At 34.8% G+C, this 13,928-nt stretch carries 8 protein-coding genes; all 8 read left to right on the forward strand.

The features are described 5' to 3' along the window. The first annotated feature begins 41 nt into the window (after positions 1 to 41). From ACFSJT_RS08660 to ACFSJT_RS08695, 8 genes are read left to right on the forward strand one after another with little or no spacing between them, the layout of a single operon-like run. Positions 42 to 1,397, forward strand: coding sequence for a TolC family protein (locus ACFSJT_RS08660; RefSeq protein WP_378319859.1), 1,356 nt, complete (start codon positions 42 to 44; stop codon positions 1,395 to 1,397). A gap of 3 nt (positions 1,398 to 1,400) precedes the next feature. Further along, entirely contained in the window at positions 1,401 to 2,651 is a 1,251-nt protein-coding gene (locus tag ACFSJT_RS08665) for an efflux RND transporter periplasmic adaptor subunit (RefSeq protein ID WP_378319860.1), read from the forward strand. Positions 2,652 to 2,663: 12 nt separating this feature from the next. Then, a complete protein-coding gene (locus ACFSJT_RS08670) occupies positions 2,664 to 3,359 on the forward strand; it encodes an ABC transporter ATP-binding protein (protein WP_378319861.1) in 696 nt (231 codons plus the stop codon). A 36-nt stretch (positions 3,360 to 3,395) separates the two neighbouring features. Continuing rightward, a complete protein-coding gene (locus tag ACFSJT_RS08675; protein ID WP_378319862.1) occupies positions 3,396 to 4,148 on the forward strand; it encodes a head GIN domain-containing protein in 753 nt (250 codons plus the stop codon). Positions 4,149 to 4,194: 46 nt separating this feature from the next. Further along, positions 4,195 to 6,585 (forward strand): ABC transporter permease, encoded by a 2,391-nt coding sequence (locus ACFSJT_RS08680; RefSeq protein WP_378319863.1) that lies wholly within the window; start codon positions 4,195 to 4,197, stop codon positions 6,583 to 6,585. A gap of 42 nt (positions 6,586 to 6,627) precedes the next feature. Next, the gene (locus tag ACFSJT_RS08685) at positions 6,628 to 9,060 is read left to right on the forward strand and encodes an ABC transporter permease (RefSeq protein WP_378319864.1); all 2,433 of its coding nucleotides are present in this window, start codon (positions 6,628 to 6,630) and stop codon (positions 9,058 to 9,060) included. A gap of 21 nt (positions 9,061 to 9,081) precedes the next feature. Further along, the gene (locus tag ACFSJT_RS08690) at positions 9,082 to 11,469 is read left to right on the forward strand and encodes an ABC transporter permease (RefSeq protein ID WP_378319865.1); all 2,388 of its coding nucleotides are present in this window, start codon (positions 9,082 to 9,084) and stop codon (positions 11,467 to 11,469) included. 21 nt (positions 11,470 to 11,490) lie between these two features. After that, positions 11,491 to 13,905, forward strand: a complete 2,415-nt coding sequence (locus ACFSJT_RS08695; RefSeq protein WP_378319866.1) for an ABC transporter permease — start codon at positions 11,491 to 11,493, stop codon at positions 13,903 to 13,905. Positions 13,906 to 13,928 lie beyond the last annotated feature (23 nt).

Here is a 13,928-nt window from a genome sequence, read left to right on the forward strand (position 1 = left end):
TACCTATCAGCTAGTTATATTTATTACACGCAACACTACAGATGAATTATACGAACAACATCATATTATTTTTATTATTTCTTGTATCCAGCATGAGTTACGCACAAGAATATTGGTCGTTAGACGAATGCGTTACCTATGCTGTAGATCATAATCTTCAGCTTAAAGATTTTAAATATAATCAAGACTCCAATAAAGAAACATATCGCCAGTCGGTACGAAGTCTGCTACCAAACATCAATGCATATTCCGATTACAATCTTAATTTTGGTAGATCATTGGATCCAAATACAAGTACGTTTGTAAATAACGAGTTTGTTTCTAACAATTACAGGGTAAGTGCTCAGATTGATTTGTTTCAAGGTTTCCAGAAAGTTAACACCATAAAAGCATCTAAGTTTATATACAAAGCAACCAACGAAGAGACACTACACCAAAAATATTTATTGGCATTTAGAGTGATGGCAGCCTTTTATGATATTCAGTTTATGGAGGGTTTGCTTTCAATCTCAAAAGAGCAAGAAACGGTATCCCAGAACAATTACAATCTAGTAGAAAGGCAAGTAGAACTGGGTCAGAAAGCCAAAGCAGATTTATATGAGGCAGAATCGGCACTGATTGCAGATCAACTATTAGTTACTCAAAATCAAAATAACGTGGTTGCCGCAAAATTGAGATTGATTCAGGAAATGAATCTCGAGGGAGCGTCTACCATTGCCATCCAATCTTTGAGTGTAGAAACTAATACTAACGAAGTTCTGGAAATAAATGAAGATTCAATTTTTAATAAGGCTAAAGTGTTCGTGCCAATTATCAAAGCACAAGAACTTAGAGCAAAAGCTGCAAAAAAGCGGCTAGCTATTGCTAAAGGAAATTTGTTTCCCACATTAACTGTTTCAGCAGGATATCAGTCTCGATATGTGGATAATAATTTTAATGAAGAAACAGGAATACTTGTTCCTTTTTCAACACAAATAAAAGATAATGCGTCTCAGTTTGTAGGGCTTTCAATTAACATACCAATTAGTAACGGATGGTCTAACCACTCTCGCATTAAACAACAAAAGGTTGAATTGATGCGTGCAGAGAACAATTATGATATTCAGAAGCAGGAAATGTATCAATTGATACAACAACTTGTGCAAGAAGGAGATGCGCTAAGAACAGAATATGAGCAAAGTTTGCAAAAAATGAAAGCTCAGATGCTGGCATTCGAAATAGCTCAAAAAAGATATCAAAAAGGGATGATCAATGCCATAGAATTAAATCAATCGAAAAATCTTTTTGCAAATTCGCAAAATGAGAATTTACAGGTACAATTACGGTTAAAAGTTAATGAGAGTACACTTGACTTTTATAAAGGCTTACCTGTTTTTAATATCAATAGAACACAGTAAAAAATGGATATAAAAATTGAAAAGAAAAAGGGATTACGACCTAAACATTATGGGTATATCGTTATAGGCTTGATATTACTTTTTACAGGATGGAAAATAGCATTCGGTAATTCTGCGGCTACTTTTAGAACAGATAAAGAAAAATTGTCAATTGCCGAAGTATCCTTTGGAAAGTTTGATGATTACATTACTATCAATGGAGCCGTAGCACCGATAAGTACTATTTATATGGATGCTTATGAAGGAGGTAGGGTCACAGAAAAATTAATCGAAGAAGGAGCCATGGTCAAAAAAGGCGATATTATATTAAAGCTGGAAAACCGGGGACTTTATGAACAGATTTTGGCAAGCGAAAATAACTTGGCGCTAAAACAAAATGACCTGAGATCTACAAAACTTACTTTTGATTCTAGACAAGTAGAAGGAAGGAAAGATTTGGTAAGTTCTAAATACGAATTACAGAAACTAAAAAGAAACTACGAACAGAATAAAGCGTTATACGAAGATGAACTGATTTCTAAAGAAGAATTTCTTACTTCTAAAGAAAATTATGAACTTTCACAAAAGCAATTTGAAATTATCAAATTGCAAACCGATCAGGACAATGTATTACGCAGCACTTCATTAAGTGAGTTAGACGCAGATCTTGCCCGTATGAAAAAAACATTATCTATGGTTTATGAACGTATTGATCATTTAAATGTAAGAGCTCCTGCAGATGGGCAATTAGGGTTTTTGGATGCAGAAATAGGTCAAAATATACAACAAGGTCAGCGAATCGGGCAAGTAAACGTGCTTACAGATTATAAAATAGAAGCTTCTATCGACGAGCACTATATTGATCGTGTAAAAAGGGATCTAACAGCTATATTAGAACGTAATGGGACAGCATATCAATTGCGCTTGAGAAAAGTATATCCCGAAGTTCGTAACGGCAAGTTTAATGTAGATCTGGTTTTTGTAGACCAAAAGCCAGAAACCATAAGATCCGGTCAGAGTTATAACCTCAAGTTACAATTAGGAGCCTCTAATGATGCGCTTTTATTACCAAAAGGAAGTTTCTTTCAGAGTACCGGAGGACAATGGATTTTTGTAGTGGATGCTTCCGGCGATGTTGCCTGGAAAAGACCAATCAGAATTGGAAAACAGAATTCCAGATACTACGAACTGTTAGAAGGCCTGGAATCTGGAGAACGAGTTATAACCTCAAATTACGATAGTTTTGGCGATGCCGAAAAAATAGTATTAAAATAAATCAATCAAAAAATGATACAGATACAAAACTTAAAAAAGAGTTTTAGAACCGAAGAAGTCGAAACCCTGGCGTTAAATAGTGTAAATCTTAAAGTTGAAGAAGGAGAGTTTGTTGCTATAATGGGTCCTTCGGGTTGTGGAAAATCTACATTATTAAACATCATTGGTATGCTGGATAATCCTACTGAAGGCACTTATCATTTTGGTAACCAGGAAGTAGGTGGGCTCAAAGAAAATCAACGTACCAAAATTAGAAAAGGCAACCTCGGATTTGTATTTCAGAGTTTTAACCTTATCGATGAGCTTACTGTTTTTGAAAATGTTGAGCTTCCACTGATTTATCTTAATATGAAAAAAAGTGAGCGTGAGCAAAAAGTAAAAAAAGTACTGGAGCGTATGAAGATTGCCCACCGCGAAAAACACTTTCCACAGCAACTATCAGGAGGACAACAACAGCGAGTTGCTATTGCAAGAGCGGTGGTTACTAACCCAAAATTAATTTTGGCAGATGAGCCCACAGGAAATCTCGATTCAAAAAACGGGATCGAGGTAATGAATCTACTTACAGAACTCAATCAAGAAGGAACAACTATCGTGATGGTAACCCACTCAGACAGAGATTCTCATTATGCGCATAGAGTAATTAATCTCTTTGATGGCCAAATTGTTACCGAAAGTCAAAACAAACCCTTTGCGGTGAATGTATAATAATAGCAGTATAAAAACACACAAAAATCTTACATCATGACAAAAATAGCTCAATACCTGGTAACATTCATACTTTTTTTGGTTTCGATCATTGCAGGGTATGCTCAGAAAACTGTAGCAGTTGATAATTTTGACAAAGTGATTATTAGTCCACATATTCAGATAACTTTTGAAGAAGGTAATGATGAAAATGTAGTTATCGAAAGTACAAATGTCCCAGAAGACAAGATCAATATCAAAGTCGAAGGAAAAACACTGAGAATCTATCTGGATGGTGCAAAAATGATCACCAAGAATGAGAAAGTATACAACGAGAAGGGATGGAAAACAAAAAGATCTATTTACAAAGGAACACAAGTAGTTGCCAAAGTAACATACAAAAACCTTCAAGAACTTTCAATAAGAGGTGAAGAAGTAATCCTCTGCAAAAGTCCTATCGAAAGGGAAGATTTTAAACTGAAGATTTATGGTGAGTCCAAAATAACTATGAATTCTTTGCAGGTGAATAAACTTCAGGCTACGATGTATGGTGAGAGCTATCTGGAAATAAAAGAAGGGATTGTAAATAATCAAAAATATACTGTATACGGAGAAGGTGAAGTAAATACTTTAGGAATTAGTAATGAAAGCACCAAAATTACTGCCTATGGAGAAGGGAATTTCAGAATTAGGGTTTCAAATAATTTAAAGGTAACGGCATATGGCGAAGCGACTGTGGCGTATCATGGAAACCCTGCAATAAACAAGGGAATCATCATTGGCAAAGCCAAAATTCAAAAAATGGACTAGAAACCTATCAATCAAACCTAATTCATCAATCAAAAAAAGAACGGTTATGTTTAGAACTTATATCAAAATCGCGTGGAGAAATTTGGTAAAAAATAAAATATATTCTGGGATAAATATCTTTGGTTTAGCAATAGGGTTAACCGCTGGCTTTCTTATTTTACAGTATGTAAACTTCGAAAGGAGTTATGATACATTTCATTCTAATAAAAATTTTATATACCGGGTAGTCGCTGATCTGGAAACTCCAACAGGCGTGATGAATTTAAATAATCCATCCTTTGCGGTACCTCCTCATTTAGAAGAGGAGTTTTCAGAGGTTATTTCTGCAGTACGATTTATGAGAGTTAATCTATTGGTAAGAAGAAATGACGTGAAGTTAACAGAAAACGACGCGGCAGTAGCTGATAAAGCTTTTTTCGAAGTTTTCGATTTTGATCTCCTTCAAGGTGACAAAAAAACTGTTTTGACAGCACCTTATAGTGTTGTACTTACCCAGGAAACCGCCAATAAATACTTCGGAAATGAATCTGCAATTGGAAAAACGATAAAGATTAAAGATGAAGATATTAACGATCTTAACTTCACGGTTACAGGTATTATGGCCGAAATCCCTGAAAATTCTCACATAAAGGCAAATATGATTCTCTCTATGACTACATATACCGAGGGAATTATGCCTAGAGTTAATGATGCTTGGGGACTATATGATCCTTCAGCATATATATTGCTAAATCCAAACACAGATCCAAGAGAATTAGAGGCCAAATTGCCAGCTTTTTTAGAGCGAAATACTGGTGAAATGATGAGAAATGATAAATTATTTGTGTCTCTTTTTCTAGAACCTCTTAGTGATGTATACTTGCGTTCTGATAGAGGAGCAGAATATAATGGAGATTTAGTAACAACCTATGTTTTTTCGATTATCGCGATTTTTATTTTATTAATTGCCTGTATTAACTTTATCAATCTTACAACAGCTAGATCTGTCGAAAGGGCAAAAGAGGTAGGGGTGCGTAAAGTAATCGGAGCAGAAAAACGTCATTTATCTTTACAATTCGTAGGTGAATCAATCATTATAAGTTTGATTGCATTTGTAATAGCCGTAGGGTTAACGATTTTGATTACACCAGTTTTTAATGAATTAGCAGGTAAGAATATAAGTGATGGAATATTCTCTAATCCAACCAATATTCTGTATCTATTTGTGATGGCGATTACGATTGGTGGTTTGGCCGGAATATATCCGGCATTCGTTTTATCATCCTTTAAACCTGTTCATGTGCTTAAAGGAAGTTTTTCAACGGGTTCAAGAGGCACAATATTAAGAAAATGTTTAGTTGTCACACAATTTACAATCTCGATTACCCTGATTATTGGTACCATAATCATTTATTATCAAATGAATTTTATGCGTAACCAAGAGTTAGGATTTAATAAAGAGCATACGGTAATGCTACCAGTAACACCATCACCAACTCAAAAAGCACTAAAAAATAGTATTCATGACATTTCTGGCGTTATTTCTGCCACGCTTACTTCTTCTGCCCCGGGAATTCCCAACAGTACTGCTTATTCGATTATCGAGAATAGAAATCAAGAAGATCAAGTAATTAGTATTGATGCCTATTTTGTAGATCATGATTTTATCTCACAATTTGGATTACAAGTGGTTGCAGGGCGTGCATTTTCTAGAAAATTCGTTACAGACTCTTCAGAGGGAATGGTCATTAATGAAAAAGCAGCAAAATTATTGGGGTTTACCTCACCTGAAGGTGCTCTAGGGGTGAAATTTTCTCAATGGGGAAAAGAGGGTAAGATTATTGGAGTGGTTAAGGACTTTCACTTCAGATCTTTACAAGATAATATACAACCACTTACTATGACTATAATGCCTGATAGAACAGATGTGTTGGCCATCAAGATAAGTGGTCAAAGTATTGAAAAGACACTATCAAGTATTCAAAGCACTTGGGAAACTATTTTACCAAATGACTCGTTTGATTATTATTTCCTTGACGAAGCTTTCGATAGACAATATCGATCTCAAGAACAATTTGGAAGTTTATTTCTCAATTTTGCTATTCTCGCGATTTTGATTTCTTGTTTAGGTCTTTTAGGCCTTGCGGCTTATTCTATACTTCAGCGCCGACGAGAAATTGGTATCCGAAAAGTTTTAGGTGCATCGGTTGCCGAGGTAGTAAAATTGTTATCCTCAGATTTCTTAAAATTAGTAATCATTGCATTTTTTATAGCATCTCCGATAGCTTGGTTTATCATGGATATTTGGTTGTCAGATTTTGCCTATAGAATATCTGTGCAATGGTGGATGTTTTTAATTTCAGGAATTTGCGCATTAATCATTGCTTTGGGAACTGTTAGTTTCCATGCCATTAAGGCTTCACTTGCAAATCCGGTAAAAAGCTTGCAAACAGAATAAATATGAACTTGTCCGCCGAGGCGGATCAAAAAACAAAAAGTTATGTTTAAGAATTATATCAAAATCGCGTGGAGAAACCTAAGAAGGCAACCATTTTTTACGTTTTTAAATACTTTTGGGCTAGCTATAGGAATGGCAGGAGGCATCCTTATTTCTTTGTATATCCACAGCGAACTCAATTTTGATACTATGTTCAAAGATGCAGATCGTATCTACAGAATCAATGCAGATGTAAAGTTTGGAGGTAGTGAACAAGAGTTCGCCGAAGTATCTGCTCCCATGGCAGAAACCGTTAAAGAAGATTACCCATATATAGAATTGGTTACACGATTTAGAAATAATGGGAGCATACTGATCAGAAAAAAGAATGCGTCGTTAAATGTAAAAGAAAATGGTGTTGCCTATGCTGATTCCACTTTTTTCAATATGTTCGGAATTAGTTTGCTGTACGGGGATTCTAAAACGGCATTAACCGAACCCAATACGTTAATACTTACCAAGACGGCAGCAGAAAAACATTTTGATAGTAGTAACGCCGTAGGGGAGACTTTGATTTTAGATAATGAGCAAACATATACCGTAACCGGTATTATTGAGGATATGCCAAAAAATTCATTTCTTAGAAATCATGGTGTCTTTATGGCCATGGCAGGCTATCAGGATTCTAGAGAAGGAGGATGGGGAAATCATAACTATCCTACATTTATAAAGCTAAGCCCAAATGCCAAGGTAGATGATTTTCAAGAGTATTTAAATACTGTCTTGGGGGCTTATGTAATACCATGGGCACAAGATTTTTTTCCGGGTATTACCGAAGAGCAATTTATAGAAGCGGGAAATCATTTACGGTATGACACCATCGCCTTAACAGATATCCACCTGTATTCAGACAGGTCTTCAGAGCTAAGTACAAATGGAAGCATACAAAATGTATATATTTTATCGGTAATCGCTCTATTTCTAATTGTATTGGCAAGTGTTAATTTTATGAATTTGTCCACAGCAATATCTCTTAAGAGGGCTAAAGAAATAGGAATTCGTAAAACATTGGGATCAAACAAAACCGGGTTAGTAAGCCAGTTCCTTACTGAATCTGCATTAATTTCTTTTATTTCACTATTATTTTCAGTCATAATAGCAACTTTGGTATTACCTCTTTTTAATGACCTTGCTGGCACTAGTATTACAATTCCTTTTAATTATCCATATTTCTGGATACTGTTATTAGTATCGGCATTATTACTAGGAATCTTTTCGGGATTTTATCCTGCTTTTTTCATGTCAAAATTTATTCCGGTCAAAGTACTTAAAGGATCTGGTAATAGCGCTGTAGGGGGTAGTGGTGTTAGAAATTCTCTGGTAGTAGTACAATTTACCATCTCAATTTTTTTGATGGTAAGTACGTTGATCGTTTTTCAGCAACTTAAATTCATTCAAAATAAAGATTTAGGCTTTTCTAGGGATCAGGTTTTGGTGATAGAAGATGTGTATAGTGCTGGTGATCAAGCTTTGTCTTTTAAAGAAGAAGTACAAAAATTAGGATCGGTAAAAAGTGCTTCAATGAGTAATTTTCTTCCTACACCTTCTTCAAGAAGTGATGCTTCTTTTTTTAAAGAAGGTTTGAAGGACCAAGAGCATGCAGTGAATATGCAAAACTGGCAAGTAGATCATGAATATATAAATACGGTAGGACTTGAAATTATTGCGGGTAGAGATTTTAACCCACAATTCATAGCCGATTCGACAGCAATTATTTTAAATGAATCTGCCATAAAAATTTTGGGTGTTAATGCGGAGGAAGCTTTGGGAATGAGATTATCATCTGACATAGAATTAGAGAATCCTACTTTTTCTACCGTAATAGGAGTGGTAAAGAATTTTCATTTCACTTCATTAAAAGATGATATTAGGGCACTAAGTCTTTCTTTAGAAAGAAATTCTGACGTGATGGTTGTCAAACTTCAAGCTGGAAATTTTTCTGAATCTATTGCTCAAATAGAAAGTATTTGGAATGATATAGCTCCAGAAGCACCTTTTACCTATTATTTTATGGATGAGTCTTTTAATAATACATATCAGTCAGAACAGCGATTGGGTCGTATTTTTATGACATTCACCATACTCTCAATAATCATTGCCTGTCTTGGGCTATTTGGTTTGGCAACTTTTAATGCCGAAAGAAGGATTAAAGAAATAGGGATACGTAAAGTACTGGGAGCTAGTGTAGGCCAAATAACATATAAGCTATCTATTGATTTTTTAAGATTAGTAGGAATTGCAATTTTAGTTTCGCTTCCGCTGGGATGGTACGCCATGGCAAAATGGCTGGAAAGCTTTTCGTATCGGATAGAAATTAATATTTGGGTCTTTGTTATAGCTACTCTTTTAGCGATTTTCATTTCAATACTTACTGTTAGTTTTCAAAGTATTAAAGCAGCGATGGCTAATCCTACAAAAAGCTTACGTACCGAGTAAATCATCAAAAAACAAACAGTTATGTTTAAAAATTATATTAAAATAGCATGGAGGAACCTTCAAAAAAGAAAGGTCTTTGCTTTTATCAATATTCTGGGATTGGCACTTGGATTTGGTTGCTCTATATTAATTTTTCTATTTATTAATTATCATCTTCAGTTCGATGATTTTCACGAAAATGCTGATAGAATATACCGAGTCGTTACCGAGGAGCATCAAGGAAGTGATGTAGGTTATGAAGCAGCAGTGCCACCAGCATTTGCAAATGCGTTTAGTACAGAATATGACTATGCCGAGAAAGTTGCCAAAATTTATTACCAGGATGCTTTGCAAATTGATATTGAGGATGATAATGGAACTAAAAAATTTCAAAACGATATCGTATTTGCCGAACAGGATATTTTTGAGATATTTAATTTCCCTATTTTAGAAAAGATCAGCGAACAGTCTTTGGCTGATCCTAAAACGGCCTATGTTTCTGAATCTTTTGGAAAAAAAGTATTTGGAGTACAAAACCCTTTAGGGAAAAGTTTTACTCTGGATAATAATAAAACTATACAAATAATCGGTATTTTTAAAGATATACCCAAAAATTCTACAGTTCAGGGTGACGTATTTGTTTCTTTTCTTACATTAAAAGGTTCAGGCGATTTTGTTGCTAAAGATGTCTGGAGCGGCATTAATAGCTCTTTGAGGTGTTATACATTACTGCACCCTAATCAAAATATTGCAAATATTGAAGAGTCTCTGATTTCCTTGGTCAGTAAGCATCGTCCTAAAATTAAAAATGTACATCGTTATAAATTACAGTCATTAAGCAGTATTCATTTTAATAATGATTATGGCGGAATCAACACAAGCTTACTATGGATTTTTGGTCTCGTCGGATTATTTCTTATCATTATTGCCTGTATTAATTTTATCAATATTTCTACGGCACAGGCCTTTTCACGTTCCAAAGAAATAGGAATTAGAAAAGTACTTGGCGGCTATAAACAACACTTATTTTGGCAGTTTATTTCTGAAACTTTTGTCCTTAGTCTTTTTGCCATAATCATAGGTTGCGCTATTGCCTTTTTTGCATTACCTACTTTTAATGAGCTTTTTGGACTTAGTTTGTCTATCCAATCGTTGATATCTTTTAAAACGGTTGTCTTTGTGCTATCATTATTAGTTATGGTATCTCTATTAGCCGGAAGTTATCCGGGAATACTTTTATCCAGAATTGTACCCACTTTAGCATTAAAGGGAAAACTAACCCAAAGAGATACAGGAGAAAAATTGACCAGAAAAATATTAGTTACTGCGCAGTTTGTGATTTCAATAGTACTTATCGTATCAACCATCGTTATTGGAAAACAAATAAGCTTTGCTGTAAATGCAGATTTAGGTTTCAAAAAAGATGCGATAGTCATGGTGCCTATTCCAGAAAAAATTGAAAAAATAAAAATAGACGGGCTTAAGGATCGTTTTTTTCAAATCTCTGGTGTAGAGAAGGTAACAGCATGTTTTGCAAGTCCGGGTGCTGCCTATAGCAATTGGGGAACTTCAGTAAAATATAATACTCGACCAGAACATGAAGAGTTTTTTATTTCTGCAAAGTTGTCTGACAAAGATTACATCAAAACCTTTGGTTTAGAATTAGTTGCTGGCCGAAATTTTAGAGAATCAGATTCTATTACAGAGGTAGTTGTTAATGAAAAATTGGGAGAAAAACTAGGAGTAGCATCTCCCGAAGAATTAGTAGGTAAGCAGGTTGAGCTAAATGGCGGATTTATAAAAGCAACAATATCAGGAGTAGTGGCAAATTTTCATGACCAAAATTTTCATGAGAATATTAACCCCGTTTTTATAGCTCCGTCTCGTAATGCGTATAATGAATTTGCGATCAAAATTAATGGTAAAAATGCAACTACGAGTTTGTTAGAAATTGAAAAGCGATGGAAAGAAGTATTTCCTAAATACATATTTGATTACACCTTTTTAGATCAGCGCGTTGCCGAACAATACCAGGAAGAGCAACGGTTTTTATCATTATCCAAGTTATTCTCGGGACTAGCAATCTTCATTAGTTGTTTAGGGCTGTATGGATTAATCTCATTTTTTGTGGCACAAAAAACAAAAGAGATAGGTATTAGGAAAGTACTCGGAGGAAAAATCAGCGATATTTTATTGTTGTTCACTCAAGACTTTTTCAAACTTATTTTAATTGCAGGAGTGATTGCTTCGCCTGTTGCCTGGTATTTCATGACTAATTGGTTAGAAAATTATCAATATCGAATCTCAATTGACTGGTGGGTATTTGCCGTAGCGATTATAGGAGTAACTGTGATTACCATTGCAACAATAAGTTATCAGGCAGTTCGAGCAGCTATCGCTAATCCGGTAGATAGTTTGAGATCAGAATAAATCACCAAAAAACGAACAATTATGTTTAAGAATTATATCAAAATTGCCTGGCGTAACCTTTGGAAAAATAAAGGTTTCACTATACTAAATAGTATAGGGTTATCAATTGCTTTTGGTGTTGCCATAGTATTGAGTATGACTGCTTTTTTTGAACTTTCGTACGATGATTTTCACGAAAAAGGAGATTCAATTTATCAGGTATATGCCCAATGGCAAATTCCCGAAGGTTCTGATATTCAAACCTCACAACCCATTCCGTTAGCTTTTGCATTGAAGGATGAGGTGCCTGGAGTTAAAAGAATTTCAAGGTATCTGGATGGCAAAACTTTATTAATTTATAATGAAAAAGAACTTACTGCTGACATGAGCTGGGTAGATCCAGATTTTTTTGAACTTTTTTCATTTCCAATAGAAAAAGGTAACGATAATCCTATAAATGATAAAAATGCCTTGGCCATCACTAATAGTATGGCCAATAGAACCTTTGGAAGTACAGATGTTATTGGAAAAACGATTAATCTTCTTATCAATGGGAAAAAAGAACCTTTTACCATCGCTACGGTTCTAAAAGATATTCCTGACAATAGCAGCATGAAGTTCGAAATCCTGGGTAATTTTAAAAGTTCTCCCAGGTACAAAAGACTTAAGGATCAATGGGATCACTCAAACCATATTGTATATGTGCAGCTTCAAGATGAAATTTCTGTTCCTCAATTTGAAGAGAGTACTCAAAGCTTTGCAAACCTGCATTTTAAAGAAAACATAGAAGATACAAAACGAGATGGTGCTTCGCCCAATGAAAATGGGCAATACCTTCAGTTAAAATTACACCCTTTTAAAGATCTCTATTTTACAAGTTATAAACTTGGAAACTTGGTCGTTAGCAGAGCCTTACCATATATCGTACTTGGTATCGCTTTTCTATTGTTATTTATCGCTTGTGTAAACTTTATAAACATGAGTATTGCAAAGAGCAATACCAGACTTCAAGAAATAGGAATGCGCAAAACTCTGGGAGGTACAAAAAAACATGTTTTCTTGCAGTTTTGGTGTGAAAGTATTCTAATTTTCATTGCAACATTGGGATTCGGAATACTTTTAAGTGTCCTGTTTCTAGATGAATTTAAAACACTGTTCAATACAGGAGCCACTTTCAATAATACTGTATCATTTCTTTCAATTATTGTTTTTGCCCTAGTGTTTTTTGTGATTACTGGCGTCGCAGGTGGATACCCTGCTCTCTTACTTAGTAAACTAGGGACGCTACAAGCGTTAAAAGGAAAAATTCAATTAAACGGACGCGATAAAGTACGAGATATTTTAATGATTACCCAGTTTGCGATTGTAATCCTATTGGTAAGCGGAAGTTTTGTTTTATGGGGGCAACTGCAATACATGCGTACAAAGGATTTGGGATACAATAAAGAATACGTGATGTCTTTGCCATTAAATGATAAAAAAGATGGAAATAAGGCGATAAAACTTCTAAGGGAAGAATTAAAAGATCAATCTGATATTATTAGCATTACCGCTTCAGACAACAATTTAGGAAGAGGAAAAGATGGAAGTCGATATAGTAGTAGTATAGGTTTTGATTATAAAAATCGTCAGGTAAGTACTAATATGCTAATTGTAGACTATGATTACATTAAAACTTTAGATATTAAATTGCTTTCAGGAAGATCTTTTGATAAAAGCTTCGCTTCAGATAGCCTATCTGTAATCATAAATGAGGCGATGGTAAAAGAACTAGAAGAAACTGACCCCATAGGGAAACAACTTGCTGTAATTAATGATAGTATAAGACATACTGTAGTTGGTGTTATAAAAGACTTCAATTTCGAAAAATTAGATCGTGCTATTGAGCCCATGTCATTATTTATGAGCAATCAAAAAAATGTTCGATATGCCTATTTCAAAATATCGAATGCTGATATTTCAACCACAGTGGATAAAATAGAAAAAGTTTGGAAAAGTCTAGAACCGAATGCTGAGTTTTTGGGCTCCTTTCTGGATGAGAATATTGATCGAACCTTAAAGAGAGAAAAAACAATGATCACAATTATCACAAGTGGTTCTTTGATTGCGATCATACTAAGTTGTATTGGTTTGCTAGCAATCTCGTTGTTGGTAGTCAATAAACGTACCAAAGAAATAGGAGTAAGAAAAGTTGTGGGGGCCAGTGTAACCTCCTTAATCCTGCTGTTGGCCAAAGACTTTTTGAAACTTGTGGTTATTGCCTTTGTTCTTATTGTCCCAATAGCCTGGTGGTACTCTGATCGATGGTTGCAAGAATACTCATATAGAATGGAATTAAGTATTTGGTTTTTTCTAGCGGCAGGAATATTAGCCCTCGGAATTGCCTTGGTCACTATAAGCTTTGGAACTATAAGGGCAGCTCTGCAAAACCCAGTGAAGAGTTTACGAACTGAGTAATGAATAGTAAAGATTAAAATAAA

Origin of the sequence: Aquimarina celericrescens, from assembly GCF_042682765.1 — a bacterium.
Lineage (GTDB): Bacteria > Bacteroidota > Bacteroidia > Flavobacteriales > Flavobacteriaceae > Aquimarina > Aquimarina celericrescens.